Source organism: Mesorhizobium monacense (assembly GCF_056781675.1).
On record NZ_CM165567.1, the window covers coordinates 1,967,375 to 1,981,799 of the forward strand.

Below are 14,425 nucleotides of genomic sequence, written 5' to 3' on the forward strand. Positions count from 1 at the left end.
CTCCTTATTCGGCAGGCTGGAGGGCGGGCACGGAACCCGGCATCGGTAGTTCTTCGCGCTGGTATCCGAGGATGGTCATGGCGATGTTCCAGGCCATGATGAGCGCACCGGCGAGATACATGGCGCCGCCTGCGGCACGCATGACGTAGTAGGGATGCATGGCGGCTACGGTTTCGGCGAACGAGTAGACCAGGAAGCCCTGTTCATCGTATTCGCGCCACATCAGGCCCTGCATGATGCCGGAGACCCACATCACCGCCGCGTAGACGACGATGCCGAGTGTCGCCAACCAGAAGTGCCAGGTGACGAGCCGCAGCGAATAGAGCCGCTCGCGGTTCCAAAGCTTCGGCACCATGTAATAGATCGCGCCGAACGAGATCATGCCGACCCAGCCGAGCGCGCCGGAATGGACGTGGCCGATGGTCCAGTCCGTATAGTGGGACAGCGAGTTGACCGCCTTGATCGACATCATGGGACCTTCGAAGGTCGACATGCCGTAGAAGGCGATGGCCATCACCATCATGCGGATGATCGGATCGGTACGGATCTTGTCCCAGGCGCCGGACAGCGTCATCAGGCCATTGATCATGCCGCCCCAGGAAGGCATCCAGAGCATGATCGAAAACACCATGCCGAGCGTTTGCGCCCAGTCGGGCAGGGCGGTGTAGTGCAGGTGATGCGGCCCTGCCCAGATGTAGAGAAAGATGATCGCCCAGAAGTGGATGATCGACAGCCGGTAGGAATAGACCGGCCGGTTCGCCTGCTTGGGCACGAAATAATACATCATGCCGAGGAAGCCGGCGGTCAGGAAGAAGCCGACGGCATTGTGGCCGTACCACCATTGCGTCAGGGCGTCCTGGACACCGGAGAAGGCGGAGTAGCTCTTCGAGCCCAGGAAGGACGCGGGCATCGACAGGTTGTTGACCACATGCAGCATCGCGATGGTCACAATGAAGGACAGGTAGAACCAGTTGGCGACGTAGATGTGCGGTTCCTTGCGCCTCAGGATGGTGCCAAGGAAGAGCAGGAGGTAGGCGACCCAAACGATGGTCAGCCAGAGGTCCACATACCATTCGGGTTCGGCGTATTCGCGGCTCTCGGTGATGCCGAGCAGATAGCCGGTCGCGGCCATGACGATGAAAAGCTGATAGCCCCAGAACACGAACCAGGCGAGGTCGCCGCCGAAGAGCCGGGCGCGGCAGGTGCGCTGTACGACATACAATGACGTGCAAAGCAGCGCGTTGCCGCCGAAAGCAAAGACAACACCGGATGTGTGCAGCGGCCGCAGGCGGCCGAAATTGAACCAGGGCTCGATGTTGAGATCCGGGTAGGTAAGCTGCAGCGCAATGACCACGCCGACGAGCATGCCGACGACGCCCCAGAACATGGTGGCGATGGCGCCGTAGCGGACCGGCCCATCCATATAGGCCGAGGGATCAATCGGGGCGGATGCTGCAAAGCTGGTGTTGCGCAGAAGGACAACGACGAAGCCGAGCAGCACGAAGAACAGCACCCACATGTGCTGCCGGAAAGGCTCGTCGACACCAAAGCCGGCCGCCACCAGCGCCAGGAAGGTGAAGAAGCATAACAAGACAATTTCCGTGCCGAATTTCATGGCATGTCCCCGACCTTGGATTCCGGTTCGCGGACATCGATCCGCATCGACACCAATTCCGCAGTTGCTTCCGGGTCGCCTTGATCCAGGTCAAAGCTGCTTCGTTTTGGATTGGGCAGCGTCGGTCAGGCCAGGGAAGCGGGAGACTGTCATTGAACGGGGAGCGAGGACCGCCGTTGTTCGAAACGCGCAGCGAAAACGCGACGCCTGCGGATCGATCGGGCAGAGAGGCGATCCCGGCTGCGGTGATGAAGCGAGCGCACAGGGAAAAGCTGCGGCTTTGCGAGGCCCTGGAGAAGATCGCAGATGGCTTGCCGCGCGTCGATCGGCTGAAATGCCTGGGCGCGGCCAACGCCATCATCCCGTTGCTGCGCGACATCCATCACTATGAAGAGACGATCATCTTTCCGGCTTATGAGGCGGCCGTAAGCGGCGGAGAAGCCAATCTTGCCTCAACCCGCCGACTGCGCGCCGAGCATGTCGAAGACGAATGCTTTGCTGGCGAAGTTACGGAGATTCTGCTGGCAATCGGCCATGGCAAGGCGGTCGACAATGCCGAAGCCGTCGGCTTCATGCTGCGCGGCTTCTTCGAGGGCCTGCGACGGCACATCGCGTTTGAACGCGAGCACGTCTTGCCGAAGATCGGGATTGTCGATCCAGGCTAGATCCGCGATGGGTGCCGACTGCGCCGCCGGGTCTAGGCGCCGGAGCGCTGCTCCAGCCGGCTCAGATTGTCCACCGTCACATGCCGGTTGTTCTCGATCCGGATCACGCCGTCGGTTCGCAGCCTGGTCAACTGGCGGCTCACCGTCTCGATCGTCAGACCGAGGAAATCCGCGATATCGGCGCGTGTCAGTGGAAGTTCGAAAGTCGCCGCGTTGGCGGCCAGGTCAACCGCGGGATCGATGTTCCTCGCGATCATCAGCAGGAAGCTCGCCACCTTCTCGGACGCGGTCTTGCGCCCCAGCGTCACCATCCAGTCACGCGCTTCGTCGAGTTCGTCCAGCGCTTGCCTGAGCAGGCGATGCTCCAGCTGCGGCGATTCCTTCATCATCCGTTCGATGGCGGTCTTCGGAAACGAACAAAGGGAAACGGCCGTAGCCGCTTCCGCGTTCATCTCGCTTTCCGCCTTGAACGGCCTTCCTAGAAAGTCTGGCGCGAACTGGAGGCCGACAATCTGCTGGCGTCCGTCCGAAAGGCTCTTCGTCAGCTTCACCACGCCGGACAGCACGTTCGAATAGCTGTCGACGGTCTCAGCGTCGCCGACCAGTTCGACCCCCGGCTCGATCCTATGCCTAGACGAGGTCTTGGCGAGCCCGACAAGCTGGTCGGGATCAAGCGCGCCGCAGACACCGCGGTGCCGTGCCTCGCAGGACTGGCAAAGCACGGGGATGCTGGCACTGTGAACGTCCTGTCTGATGGTCATTTCGTCGTCCGGGATCAAACATGCCGGCAAGATACCACCGCTGCCTCGCGATATTTATTGCGTCAGTTTGTCCGTGCCCCGGCCGCCTTGATTGAAATCAAGGCTTCGTCATCGCGGCACGGGCAGATTGCCCGCCATGCAACAGACAGCAGCCAACGATACGCGCACGATCTCGACCGCTAGCCTGGGCGAGACCGTCCCGCGCTATACAAGTTATCCGACCGCCCCGCACTTCCACCCTGGTGTCGACGCCATAACGGTTCGCGGCTGGATGAACGCGCTCGAAGGCGATGATGAGATATCGCTATACCTGCATATTCCGTACTGCGACAGGTTGTGCTGGTTCTGCGCCTGCCACACCAAGCAGACACGGCACTATGCGCCCGTGGCAACTTTCCTGCGCTCGTTGCATAAGGAGATCGAGACGGTCGGTGACCTTGTGAGCGGGAAGGGCAGGGTGTGCGCCGTTCACTTCGGTGGTGGCTCGCCGACCATGCTAAAGCCGGAGGACATCCTGGCACTTGGGAAAGCCCTGAGGGATCGCTTCGATTTTCTCGACAATGCCGGTCTCAGCGTCGAAATCGATCCTAGCGACATGGATGAGGGCCGCCTCGACGCCTTCGCCGCGATCGGCATGACAAGAGCGAGCCTTGGCGTGCAGGATTTCGATCCCAAGGTGCAGAAGGCCATCAATCGCGAACAGAGCTTCCTGCTGACCAAGAGCGTGGTGGACGCGGTGCGCGCGCGGGGCGTGGATTCCGTAAACCTCGATCTGCTTTACGGACTGCCGCACCAGACCCTCGAGAGCGTCGCCGCGACCGTCGCCCAGGCGTTGACACTTGAACCGGACAGGTTGGCCCTGTTCGGCTATGCGCATGTCCCATGGTTCAAGAAACATCAGACGATGATCGATGAAGCCTGGCTGCCCGATTCTGCCGAACGGCTGGCACAATCGCAGCTCGCCGCGCGGCTGATCGTCGATGCAGGCTATGAGGCCTTGGGGCTCGATCATTTCGCCAAGCCGGACGATGGGCTCGCGATCGCAGCTCGCGTTGGCAATATCCGCCGCAATTTCCAAGGCTATACCGAAGACAATTGCGAAACCCTGATCGGTCTTGGACCATCGTCGATCAGCCGGTTCCGACAAGGTTACGCACAGAACATCGTTGCGACGGGCGAGTACGAAAAGGCTGTAAATTCGGGACAGTTGGCAACGGCGCGCGGTATCGAGTTCAGCGTCGATGATCTGGCGAGAGGATGGATCATCGAGCGCCTCATGTGCCATTTCGCCTTTTCGGCGATCGAACTGGTCGAACGCTTCGGCGACGTCGGGCAGAAACTCTTGGCCGCAGCAAGCCGTCTCGCCATCAACGGCGCAGACAGGTTGCTTCTGCTCGACGGTGAAAACTTCGTCGTGCCGCAGGAGAGCCGCCCGCTTGTCAGGATTGTGGCGGCGAAATTCGACAAATACCTTCAGACCGGGACGGGCAGACATTCCCTGGCTGTCTGAACGAGACGGCAGGGCCGATCGTCGCTCTAAAAGTGCTCGCCAGCCTTGAACGGGCCGATGCGCGTTCCGGCTGCGATCAGGTAGGCAGTCGACCAACCAATCAGAAGAAACCCGTTCACGCCCTCCAGCGCCGCCAGGACACGCCAGTCGTGGGCCGGCACCACGTCGCCATAGCCAACCGTCGAAAAGGTGATGGTCGAAAAATAAAGCGCGGTCTCAAAGTCCGGCAAAACGCCGAGCTGGCGGTACACACCGGCCCACAGCCAGACCTCGGCCGTCATGACTGCGAAGAGGCCCATGACCACGCTGATCATTGCGACGATCCGGCTTCGTCGTCCGTGCATGCGAAATCGCGCCACCAGATGTCCCATCGCATGGGTGACTGCTATGAGGCCAAAGGTGTGAATGAGGACCGTCAGGCTTATGACGAGAGTACCGACGAAGAGATTGAGAGCCATGCCAGGAGACTAGAATTTCGAGGGATGCTTTTCATTGCGCGAAATCAAAGGCGTTGGCCTTTCGAGCTTGGGGCAACCGGCCGAGTTTTCGCCAAGGCAAGCCTATTCGCCACCGACCGTTGCGGCGGGAGCGAGGCGAAAGAACATCGCGAGTTTCAGGCTTGTTGCGATCCGCTCGGCTCTGTCGACAAACACCGCCGCCAGCTCCGGATCAAAGAGTTCCGCCGTCGTCTTGGCGAACAAGGTCAGCCAGATCTCGAAATCGGCCTCGGTGACATCCTTGAGTTTCAAGTGCGCCGGCACCGGGCGTCCGTGATAGTCCCCGCTCTTCAGGATGACGGAACACCAGAAGTCCGTCATTTTCTCGAGATGAGGTTCCCAATCGCCGGTGATTTCGCGCGCGAAAATCGGCCCCAGACGCCCGTCGCTCCTGACCTTTGCGTAGAATTCGCGGACCAGTTTTCCGATCGAGGCTCGATCGACGCCGGCATGGTTCAAAGGCTGTTCCGCGACCGGGCGTGCCCGATCGGCCAAAGCTGGTTTCAACGTCATCATGCACTCTTGTTCATGCTGTCAGGAAAATCCCAGGCGCCGGAGGGCGACCTGCACAAGACCGGGTCGGTCGCGGACAAGCCGGAAACCCAGATTGTCGGGCGGCGTGCCGACAGCGCAACCGCCGCTCTTTCCGTCGCGGATGAAGTTCGACATGTAGGTGCGGTGGAAGCCCTCGACAGCGTGCACGCCGCAATTGTCGATCGATCTCGCGGTTCGCTTGCCATCCATATCAATCGTGGCATGGGAATAACATGTCGAGGTCCATTCCCAGACATTTCCGGCAACGTCCGCCAGGCCTTTTGAATTGGTGCCGAAGGCACCTTGAGCCCTCGGCTCTGGATCAGGTTTGCGTCCGAGCGCTGCCTCCAGGCGGTACTGTGTCAGCCACCGGCGCGCCGGGTTGTTCGGGTCGCTTTCGCCGCCTTCGATGTCACCCCGGAACCGTTCGCCGGCGGCATAAGCCCACTCGACATCCGTTGGCAGCCGCCATACCTCGCCTGTGCGGGCTGACAGCCAGGTCGCATAAGTTTCAGCATCGATGTGGCTGACGCCGGTGACCGGAATGTTGCCATTCCTGCGTGAGTCGGCGGGCTTGCAGGCGCCGTCCGCCACGCACCGCCCATATTCCGAATCGCTAACCTGGTACTTCATGATTTCCAGTTGCGCATCGATGGTTTCCTGCACGGTGGGCGCCGCGGCGGGACGGTTCTCCTTGAGGAATTCCCCAGGCAGTTGGTGATCAAACGAGCCGGGTCCCAGGGCAACCAGTTCGCTCACGGCTACCGGTTGGAGGACCTCCAACGATCTCTCGTCGAGCGCATGGGTTATGCCCATGCCGATCAGCGCGGCAGCCCCGATTGTTCCGAAGGTGAAGACAGGATCGAAGGACATGGCATCAAGTCCGGCCGCGAGTGCAACCCTTCGGCTTCGCCGCAGGGCTGCACTGAGGATCGGATCTCCCGTTTACGAGGCAATTGCCTTGGGCGCTTCGACCTGCATCATCAGATCGTCGTCCCAGGTTCCTTCGACCGTGAAGTGCGCGCTTGCGCCGAGTTCAACGGCCTCAATCAGATTGTGGTTCACATAGGCATAGATACCCGGTTGCAGGAATGTGTAGAGCGCCGCCCCAGCCGATCCGCCGCGGATGAACCAGGTTTCCAGATCCTTGGCCGGAGGGTTGGCGAACTTGCCCTGTTCCCAGACAAAGTCGCCATGACCGCCGATCAGGTGCGGACGCGTGTCGCGGTTGGCCTGCGAATGGACGATCAATATCGTTTCGCCGACCTTCGCCTTCATGGCGTTGTCGCCGGTCAGCGAACCTGCCTTGCCGTTGAACACCACATGCGTCGGGATCAGCCCGCGCATGACCTTCATGGTGTCGTCGTAGTTGTCGCCGGCCAACTCGTACTTCTTGAATTGCCCTTGCTCGTCGCGCGGGATGTAGAAGTCGTTCTCGCCGATGTAGTAGATGCGGTCGTAGTGGATGGGCTTGCCCTTGTCGTCCTTGAGGCCGTCACGCGGCAGGACCATCACTGCACCGCTCATCCCTGACACGACGTGCCACGGGATCATCGATCCTCCGGGTGCGCAGTGATAGACGAACGTTCCGGACCGGGTGGCCTTGAAGCGCAGCGTGACCTGTTCGCCGGGATTGACCAGCGTCAGTCCGCCGCCGCCGAGCGCGCCGGTGGCAGCATGGAAATCGATGTTGTGGGCGAGCGTATTGGTCTCGGGATTGATCAGTGTCAGCTCGATATAGTCGCCTTCATGCACGACCATCAAAGGACCGGGAACCGAGCCGTTGTAGGTCATCGCGTTGAGCTGCGTGCCGTCGGCATCGATGACCATCGGCTTCTCCTCGATCGTCATGGTGAATTCGACGACCTTTGGACCACCCTTGGCGACCTGGTCATGAGCGTGAACGAACGGCGGCGGGACCAAGGTCACCTTTTCACGGGGCAATCCGGCAACGTCCTTGGCACTTGCCACTGCGGGCATTGCACCGACGGTTGCGACCGCAGCTGCGGCAAGGACAGTTCCCAACAAAGCTTCGCGTCTCGTAAGCATTTCCATCTCCTTGGTTTCGGCCATTCGATTTCGTCAGAATAGTCTCGGCTCCGGCCAAGTCTTTGCGCTAGCGCAAACCCAATGGTATTGGCACGGTTTCTATTTTGGAGACCGGGTGCATGGACGCGAACGCCGAACCGGATGGGAAGGGCGCGTCTGTGGGAGATCAACCTGGAGCGGAAGGGATCGGCTCTGTGGCTCGAAGTCCCGAATGAAATAGGCCGGACCAGACCGCTCCTCCGGTCTGTCCGGCCTCTGCCTCCGGAAGATCGCGAACCGGAGGGCATCTGGGAAAAGCAGGTCAGTTGGAAGCAGTCTTGGTCGCTTCGGCGAACAGTTCGGCGAATACGGGTTTGGCCTTTCCGACCTGCTTGACGGCTTCCGCTGCTGCCAGGTTGACGGGCTTGCCGACGACGATCAGCGCCACCATGCCCATGCCGTAATGTGGAGCGCATTTGACGCCATAGACACCTTCCTGGTTCAGGGTCACCGTCACTTCCGCATTCGGCTTGCCTTTGAAAGCTTCAGCGCCGTCCGGAATCATGCCCTCGATGCTCTCGGCGTTGTGGGACTTGTCGGTCGGCACGAACTTGATCGTGTCGCCGGGCGCCGCCCGAACGAAGGCGGGCTGGAAAACCATCGAACCTTTTTCTCCCTTGTTGAGCATCTGCACGATGTGTTCTTCGGCATTTGCGGCGCCGGCGATAGAAAGCAGGGCGATGGCCGCGGCGATCAGGGGCAGTTTCATTTGGATGTCCTTTCTTGAGTTCGTCACGGCATCAACCGTTGCGCTCTTCTACTGGACCGGGAGACTTGATGATTTGCGCTGGCGCAAATTGGCGTGTGAAATGTGCAAGACATTCTCGGAGAGAGCTGCCGGTCTAGGGATCCGGTTCGATCGGTAGCCGGTTCCCGCCGATCTCCGGCCTCAAAACGGCGGCTCTCACCTGCCTCGTTTGCAAACGTGGTCGAACGAGCATCCCGCCGAACAGGCCCGCATAGCCGATGAAGGACGCGATCCATAGCGCCGCCGACGTATGGAGGAGCATCGATTGCGCCGGAGCGAATGCAGCTGCGATGCGAAAAATGGCGGCAACCACGATCGCGACAAAGACCGCACATGTGCCGATGCTTGCCCGAAGGTCGCGGCCTGTGTGTCCGAGCGTGGCTCGCGTCATGACGCCGAGCGTCATAGAGGCCACGGCTCCGACGCCGAATGCATGAATGCCGGCTATTGCAGGGATTTTCCCAGGAACGAAGATAGCAAGGCCGGCGAGCAAGAGACCGATCGGAACGAAGGCGAACGCGACGTGCAGGATCACCACCAGGGGATCGCGCAGCGTTCGGTCTCCAGCCCAACGGGCAAGCCGAACGGCATTGAGGATCGCCCCCGCGATCAGCATCGCCCCTGTGCCAGCACTATCTGGAAAGAAGGCCCAGGCCATCAATCCGGCCGCAGAGAGCGCGATCGTTCCCACATCGAACCTGCCGAACGGGACCGGCAGACGCCCCGGTTTCTTGCGCGCCAGCCAGTTTCGGGTGAAAGAAGGAACGATACGGCCGCCAATGATCATGATGAGGACGACCGCCGCGCCGAGACCGAGGCGGCGGCTTATGTCGGACATGCCTTGATAGTGCGCTTCGGCATGAAACATCATGTTCGCTGCCAGAAGCGCCGTCACAGGCAGCAGAACCTTGAGGTTTCGCCAGTTTCGGCCGGCGATGATTTCCGTTGCGGCGGCGACGGCGACCGCGAGAAGGAAAGCGCAGTCTATGACGGCGCCGAGCAACCAGCCTAGGTCCGCCGAAAAGGAGACGACGAACCGTCCCGCGCACCAGAGCAATGCGAGCGCCAGCAGGGGAAGGCCCTGCACGGGAAGACGTCCGGTCCAGTTCGGGATTGCAGTCAGCAGGAAGCCCGTCACAACTGCCGCCAGATAACCAAACAGCAACTCGTGGACATGCCAATCCACGGGCGAGAAGACGCTGGAGGTTGCGAGCCTGCCGTAAAACAAGGGCAGCCAGAACAGGATCGCCGCGCCGGCCTGCAGGGAGCCGAGGAGAAAGAATGGCCGGAAGCCGTAGGAGAGAACTGCCGGATAGGCACTTGGCCGAGTGCGTGGAATTGCCATGACATTCCTTCAAAGAGAAATTACAGGTGTCCCTGGCAGGTCATATCGACGGCTGCCACTTCGGTCGTTCTATCCCGGCTTGGCAGACGGAAATTTGCCGCTGCGCAAACAAGATCGGGAATTTCAGGGAAAGGCGGCCGGCGTGCACCTTGCCGCCCATACGGACCTGAATGCGTCGGCCTTGGTCAAGTTGGGGAGGAACGGAGTTGGGTAGCCTCGATCGCTCGCTGATTGCCGGGCTGTCCGTCTTCGAGGGCGTGGCCGCCACGGATCTCGACCGCATAATCGGCCAAGCCAAGGCGCTCCGGATTGCCAAGGACCAGCCGGTGTTCGAGCAGGAGCAGGAAGCTCATTCCTTCTTCCTGCTGCTCGACGGACATGTGCGCGTCGTGAAATCGACCCCGGACGGGCATGAGGTGACTGTGCGGTACATAAGTCCAGGCGAGTTGATGGGCATTGCCCATGCGCTTGGCCGCACCACCTATCCGGCGAATGCGATAGCTGCCGTCGATTGCGTGGCTCTTGCATGGCCAAGCCATCTATGGCCAACGCTCGCAGCAAATTTCCCCAGCTTCAGCGCCAACACATACAAGTCCGTGGGCGGCAGGCTGCAGGATGCCCATACGCGCGTCATCGAGATGGCCACCGAACAAGTGGAACAGCGCGTCGCCCATGCACTGCTCAAGCTGGTCAAGCAGGCGGGTAAGAAGACGGAGGAAGGCATCCTGATCGACTTCCCCATCTCACGCCAGGACATTGCCGAGATGACAGGAACGACGCTTCATACGGTGAGCCGCCTGCTCTCGGCATGGGAAGACCAAGGATTGGTCAAAAGCGGACGCCAGAAAGTCACCGTGGTCGAGCCTCACCGGCTCCTCTTGATCGCGGAAGGCCGTGCAGAGAAGAGCTAGTCGGAGTCGGTACTTTCGATTGCGGCCCGCAAATCGCTACTGAGTTGTTCCTCGTCCAGATCGTGCTCACGTGCAGCATCGGAAACGGTATGGAACGAAGCAATCGGGCAGCCGACGCAAAGCAGGCCGTGCTGGAGCACGACCCGGATGGCCGCCGGCGACCGGCTCATGATTTCGTCCATCGTCGCATCGTCGCTGAATTTGTGTTTCATGCTGCTTGTCCGCGCTTTGGAAGCGGACATCTTGCATCCGCTTTGCGGGATGCTCGTTGCGCTGAGACAAAGAGCAAGCAGCCCGATCCTCGTTTGTTACACCTGAATGGCGCAGATCGTCGACCGTGTCAGGAACCGCTTCTCCCGGCCGTTGTCCAGCGAGAACATGCCGCCGCGGCCAGGCACCACGTCGATAATGAGATCGGTGTGCTTCCAGGCCTCGAATTGCGAAGCGCCGATGTAGAACGGCGCGTCGCCGATGTAGCCGAGCAGCACATCCTGGTCGCCGACGATGAAGCCGGCACGCGGATAGCACATTGGCGAAGAGCCGTCGCAGCAGCCGCCGGATTGATGGAACAGCACCGGACCGTGCTCGGCAACGATCTCCGCGATCAGTTCAAGCGCTGCCGGCGTTGCCGTGACCTTCGCATGCATGGCTTTTTCGATTTCCAGACTTGGGGCGCGGCCCTTGCGGAGCCGCGCCTGTGAGCCAAAGAGGCGATCAGAAGAAGCCGAGCTTCTTCGGGCTATAGCTGACCAGCATGTTCTTGGTCTGCTGATAATGGTCGAGCATCATCTTGTGCGTCTCGCGGCCGATGCCGGACTGCTTGTAGCCGCCGAAGGCCGCATGCGCGGGATAGGCGTGGTAGCAGTTGGTCCAGACACGGCCGGCCTGGATCGCGCGGCCGAAGCGATAGGCGCGGTTGGCATCCCGCGTCCAGACGCCGGCGCCGAGGCCGTAGAGCGTATCGTTGGCTATGCTGAGCGCTTCGTCGTCGTCCTTGAAGGTGGTCACCGACACCACCGGCCCGAAGATCTCTTCCTGGAAGACGCGCATCTTGTTGTGGCCCTTGAACACGGTCGGCTTGACGTAGTAGCCGCCCGCCAGGTCGCCGGGCAGGACGTTGCGGGCGCCGCCGGTCAGCACTTCCGCGCCTTCCTGGCGGCCGATGTCGATGTAGGACAGGATCTTTTCCAGCTGCTCGGACGAGGCCTGGGCACCGATCATCGTCGCCGGGTCCAGCGGATCTCCCTGTACGATCGCCTCGACGCGCTTGAGGGCTCGTTCCATGAACCTGTCGTAGATCGATTCATGGATGAGCGCACGGCTCGGGCACGTGCAGACTTCGCCCTGGTTCAGCGCGAACATGACGAAGCCTTCGATCGCCTTGTCGAAGAAATCGTCGTCCTCGGCGACGACATCCTTGAAGAAGATGTTGGGCGACTTGCCGCCCAGTTCAAGCGTGACGGGGATCAGGTTCTGGCTGGCATATTGCATGATCAGCCGGCCCGTCGTGGTCTCGCCGGTAAAGGCGATCTTGGCAATGCGCGGCGAGGACGCCAGCGGCTTGCCGGCCTCGAGGCCGAAGCCGTTGACGATGTTGAGCACGCCCGGCGGCAGCAGATCGCCGATAAGATCGGCCCACAGCAAGATGGCTGCCGGGGTCTGCTCGGCGGGCTTCAGGACCACGCAGTTTCCGGCGGCGAGCGCGGGAGCGAGTTTCCAGCACGCCATCAGCAGCGGGAAGTTCCAGGGGATGATCTGGCCGACCACGCCGAGCGGCTCGTGGAAATGATAGGCGACAGTGTCGTCGTCGATCTGGGAAAGGCTGCCTTCCTGGCCACGCAAGGCGCCAGCGAAATAGCGGAAATGGTCGATGGCCAAAGGCAGGTCGGCCGCGGTCGTTTCACGGATCGGCTTGCCATTGTCCCAGGTTTCGGCGCGAGCGAGGAGATCGAGGTTTTCCTCCATGCGGTCGGCGATGCGGTTGAGGATGAGCGAGCGTTCGGCCACGCTGGTGCGTGCCCAAGCGTCTTTGGCGGCATGGGCCGCATCAAGGGCCGCCTCGATGTCCTGGGCGTCCGAACGCGCCACTTCGCACAGCAGCTGGCCGTTCACCGGCGAGAAGTTCTCGAAGTAGCGGCCAGAGTGCGGTTCCGCCCATTTGCCGCCGATGAAATTGCCGTAGCGCTTGTCGAAAGGCGCCTTGACCGAGCGTGAGAATTCAACCTTGTTCATGTGTCTTCCTCCCAAAACTGACGTCGCGGGATGCGACGCTCCGGAAGAGAGACTTGCGATTTCCGCCGCCATTGTCACCGGGCTGAGGACAGTGGCCGGGCGGGATGTGTCGCAGAACTGCGACAGTCAGGCGGGGATTCGAAAAGGTCAGTGAGACCGGTGGACATCCAGGCGGTTGAGCTTGCGATGAAGCGTCGCGCGGCTGATGCCAAGCGCCTGAGCCGCAGCCGAGACATTTCCGTCAGCGCGCGCCAGCGCCCGCTGGAGAACGCCGCGCTCGGCCTCGGCGAGAACTTCGGGGCCGCTCTCTGCCCAACCGAGCAGATCGGCTGCGGGCATCGGCTTGTCGAGACAACGTTGGGTAATTCCAAGCGCCAGGCGAGCCGACCGGGTCGCACCGACTACGAGGTCGTCCGCATCAACGGCGATCAGCGCGCCGGAGCCTTTGTCGGTCACCGGCGCCAAAAGAATTCGCGCCTTGGGAAACGCCATCCTGAAATTCTCTGCCTCGATCCGACGCACCGCGTCGACCACGGCCACCGAAATAAGACTGGCGAAGGCCTCGGTCAGATCAGCCCGGCAGGAAGAGACGTCAAGCGCCGCCACAAGATTCCCCTCATGATCGTAGATCGGGGCGGTGGTGCAGCTCAGCCCCGTGTTGCGCGTTTGAAAATGCTGGTCGCGGTGGATCGTCAGCGCCCGCTGCTCGACCAGACAGGTGCCGATACCGTTGGTACCCTGGCTCTCTTCGTTCCAGATGGAGCCAGTCCACAGCCCCCAGGAATGAAACGTCTCGTCATCCACTGGCGCGCCGCGCCGTTCTACCGGCACGCCGTTGCGATCGGCGAGCAGGACGCAGCATCCGACGCCGCCCACCGCTAGATAGAGCCGGTCCAGACTCGATTGAGCAGCCCGGACGAGTGGTTCGATGCGTTGCCGGGCCTCCCCCAATTCCGCCTCTGTCAGATAGCGTGGCGGGCTGCAATCGGCCGGATCGAGCCGATGCAAACTGGAAGACCGTCGCCAGGAGGCGACCAGCGCGGACTTCGCCGCGGCGTCCGAAGCGATCGCGGCCTGAATGCGGTCGGCATGATGACCGGATAGATCCTCACCCATGCTATCCTCCCAAATCCCAGCCTTGCCTTTTCAGCTTCTGGACCAAGGCTGCTTCAAGACAGGTAATGCTGGTTTAGTGTCAGGTTCCGCTTTCAATCTGCGCACTGTCAATCCGACAGAAGAATCATAAAGGGGAACATTTGCCATGTTCCCTTCCACCTCGCGATGTCCAACTCGTCCTCGCCGGCAACATGCTCTCAAGAATACAGAAGCCTACATGCTCGAAACTGGCATTTATTGATCGAGAGCAAAGTTCCAGCGAATTTCCGGCGTTCGGACTCGCAGGAGAGGTTGTCCTGGCGGTGATATGTCCGCACCGATAGCCTCCCAACGGACGATGCTTCCCGAACAGGCAGACCAACCTGCCTATGGCGACGAAACGGCAAAGCACGGCAAGCCCGGA

Annotated in this window: 15 protein-coding genes; 3 read left to right on the forward strand and 12 right to left on the reverse strand. The window is 61.1% G+C overall.

All coding sequences use genetic code 11. From position 1 onward, the window contains the following. Positions 1 to 4 precede the first annotated feature (4 nt). Positions 5 to 1,615 (reverse strand): cytochrome-c oxidase, cbb3-type subunit I, encoded by a 1,611-nt coding sequence (gene ccoN, locus AC1RUK_RS09220; RefSeq protein WP_481835865.1) that lies wholly within the window; start codon positions 1,613 to 1,615, stop codon positions 5 to 7. A gap of 248 nt (positions 1,616 to 1,863) precedes the next feature. On the opposite strand from ccoN, the gene AC1RUK_RS09225 reads away from it, so the two are divergent. Continuing rightward, complete coding sequence (locus tag AC1RUK_RS09225) at positions 1,864 to 2,280, forward strand: hemerythrin domain-containing protein (protein ID WP_481835864.1); 417 nt, start codon at positions 1,864 to 1,866, stop codon at positions 2,278 to 2,280. Positions 2,281 to 2,312: 32 nt separating this feature from the next. Here AC1RUK_RS09225 and AC1RUK_RS09230 read toward each other — a convergent pair whose 3' ends face one another. Beyond that, positions 2,313 to 3,041, reverse strand: a complete 729-nt coding sequence (locus AC1RUK_RS09230; protein WP_481835863.1) for a Crp/Fnr family transcriptional regulator — start codon at positions 3,039 to 3,041, stop codon at positions 2,313 to 2,315. A 136-nt stretch (positions 3,042 to 3,177) separates the two neighbouring features. Between AC1RUK_RS09230 and hemN the strand changes: the two genes are divergently transcribed. After that, positions 3,178 to 4,551, forward strand: a complete 1,374-nt coding sequence (gene hemN, locus AC1RUK_RS09235) for an oxygen-independent coproporphyrinogen III oxidase (RefSeq protein ID WP_481835862.1) — start codon at positions 3,178 to 3,180, stop codon at positions 4,549 to 4,551. Between the two features lie 26 nt (positions 4,552 to 4,577). On the opposite strand, the gene AC1RUK_RS09240 is transcribed toward hemN, so the two are convergent. The 6 genes from AC1RUK_RS09240 to AC1RUK_RS09265 form a co-directional block, all read right to left on the reverse strand. Beyond that, positions 4,578 to 5,009: a potassium channel family protein gene (locus tag AC1RUK_RS09240; protein WP_436172027.1), complete on the reverse strand. Its 432-nt coding sequence runs from the start codon at positions 5,007 to 5,009 to the stop codon at positions 4,578 to 4,580. A 102-nt stretch (positions 5,010 to 5,111) separates the two neighbouring features. Next, positions 5,112 to 5,561, reverse strand: a complete 450-nt coding sequence (locus AC1RUK_RS09245; protein WP_481839538.1) for a group III truncated hemoglobin — start codon at positions 5,559 to 5,561, stop codon at positions 5,112 to 5,114. A 21-nt stretch (positions 5,562 to 5,582) separates the two neighbouring features. Beyond that, positions 5,583 to 6,455 carry an SUMF1/EgtB/PvdO family nonheme iron enzyme gene (locus tag AC1RUK_RS09250; RefSeq protein ID WP_481835861.1) on the reverse strand — a complete coding sequence of 291 codons (873 nt, stop codon included), beginning with the start codon at positions 6,453 to 6,455 and terminating at the stop codon, positions 5,583 to 5,585. A 72-nt stretch (positions 6,456 to 6,527) separates the two neighbouring features. After that, the gene (gene nirK, locus AC1RUK_RS09255) at positions 6,528 to 7,631 is read right to left on the reverse strand and encodes a copper-containing nitrite reductase (RefSeq protein WP_481840224.1); all 1,104 of its coding nucleotides are present in this window, start codon (positions 7,629 to 7,631) and stop codon (positions 6,528 to 6,530) included. A 301-nt stretch (positions 7,632 to 7,932) separates the two neighbouring features. Further along, positions 7,933 to 8,379, reverse strand: a complete 447-nt coding sequence (locus tag AC1RUK_RS09260; RefSeq protein ID WP_481835859.1) for a pseudoazurin — start codon at positions 8,377 to 8,379, stop codon at positions 7,933 to 7,935. Between the two features lie 133 nt (positions 8,380 to 8,512). Beyond that, positions 8,513 to 9,763 carry an NnrS family protein gene (locus tag AC1RUK_RS09265; protein ID WP_481835858.1) on the reverse strand — a complete coding sequence of 417 codons (1,251 nt, stop codon included), beginning with the start codon at positions 9,761 to 9,763 and terminating at the stop codon, positions 8,513 to 8,515. Positions 9,764 to 9,969: 206 nt separating this feature from the next. Between AC1RUK_RS09265 and AC1RUK_RS09270 the strand changes: the two genes are divergently transcribed. After that, positions 9,970 to 10,674, forward strand: a complete 705-nt coding sequence (locus AC1RUK_RS09270; protein ID WP_481835857.1) for a Crp/Fnr family transcriptional regulator — start codon at positions 9,970 to 9,972, stop codon at positions 10,672 to 10,674. Here the strand turns inward: AC1RUK_RS09270 and AC1RUK_RS09275 are convergent. From AC1RUK_RS09275 to AC1RUK_RS09290, 4 genes are all read right to left on the reverse strand, one after another. Further along, positions 10,671 to 10,886: a DUF1858 domain-containing protein gene (locus tag AC1RUK_RS09275; RefSeq protein ID WP_481835856.1), complete on the reverse strand. Its 216-nt coding sequence runs from the start codon at positions 10,884 to 10,886 to the stop codon at positions 10,671 to 10,673. The two genes, AC1RUK_RS09270 and AC1RUK_RS09275, sit on opposite strands and share 4 nt — an antisense overlap. A gap of 96 nt (positions 10,887 to 10,982) precedes the next feature. Beyond that, a complete protein-coding gene (locus tag AC1RUK_RS09280) occupies positions 10,983 to 11,321 on the reverse strand; it encodes a DUF779 domain-containing protein (protein WP_481835855.1) in 339 nt (112 codons plus the stop codon). 67 nt (positions 11,322 to 11,388) lie between these two features. Further along, positions 11,389 to 12,906, reverse strand: a complete 1,518-nt coding sequence (gene adh, locus AC1RUK_RS09285; RefSeq protein WP_481835854.1) for an aldehyde dehydrogenase — start codon at positions 12,904 to 12,906, stop codon at positions 11,389 to 11,391. Between the two features lie 147 nt (positions 12,907 to 13,053). Then, positions 13,054 to 14,022 (reverse strand): helix-turn-helix domain-containing protein, encoded by a 969-nt coding sequence (locus AC1RUK_RS09290; RefSeq protein ID WP_481835853.1) that lies wholly within the window; start codon positions 14,020 to 14,022, stop codon positions 13,054 to 13,056. Positions 14,023 to 14,425: the final 403 nt, after the last annotated feature.

Coding starts and splice junctions, on each gene's coding strand:
- ccoN (WP_481835865.1), bottom strand. CDS start 1,615: ATGAAATTCGGCACGGAAATTGTCTTGTTATGCTTCTTCACCTTCCTG.
- AC1RUK_RS09225 (WP_481835864.1), top strand. CDS start 1,864: ATGAAGCGAGCGCACAGGGAAAAGCTGCGGCTTTGCGAGGCCCTGGAG.
- AC1RUK_RS09230 (WP_481835863.1), bottom strand. CDS start 3,041: ATGACCATCAGACAGGACGTTCACAGTGCCAGCATCCCCGTGCTTTGC.
- hemN (WP_481835862.1), top strand. CDS start 3,178: ATGCAACAGACAGCAGCCAACGATACGCGCACGATCTCGACCGCTAGC.
- AC1RUK_RS09240 (WP_436172027.1), bottom strand. CDS start 5,009: ATGGCTCTCAATCTCTTCGTCGGTACTCTCGTCATAAGCCTGACGGTC.
- AC1RUK_RS09245 (WP_481839538.1), bottom strand. CDS start 5,561: ATGACGTTGAAACCAGCTTTGGCCGATCGGGCACGCCCGGTCGCGGAA.
- AC1RUK_RS09250 (WP_481835861.1), bottom strand. CDS start 6,455: ATGTCCTTCGATCCTGTCTTCACCTTCGGAACAATCGGGGCTGCCGCG.
- nirK (WP_481840224.1), bottom strand. CDS start 7,631: ATGCTTACGAGACGCGAAGCTTTGTTGGGAACTGTCCTTGCCGCAGCT.
- AC1RUK_RS09260 (WP_481835859.1), bottom strand. CDS start 8,379: ATGAAACTGCCCCTGATCGCCGCGGCCATCGCCCTGCTTTCTATCGCC.
- AC1RUK_RS09265 (WP_481835858.1), bottom strand. CDS start 9,763: ATGGCAATTCCACGCACTCGGCCAAGTGCCTATCCGGCAGTTCTCTCC.
- AC1RUK_RS09275 (WP_481835856.1), bottom strand. CDS start 10,886: ATGAAACACAAATTCAGCGACGATGCGACGATGGACGAAATCATGAGC.
- AC1RUK_RS09280 (WP_481835855.1), bottom strand. CDS start 11,321: ATGCATGCGAAGGTCACGGCAACGCCGGCAGCGCTTGAACTGATCGCG.
- adh (WP_481835854.1), bottom strand. CDS start 12,906: ATGAACAAGGTTGAATTCTCACGCTCGGTCAAGGCGCCTTTCGACAAG.
- AC1RUK_RS09290 (WP_481835853.1), bottom strand. CDS start 14,022: ATGGGTGAGGATCTATCCGGTCATCATGCCGACCGCATTCAGGCCGCG.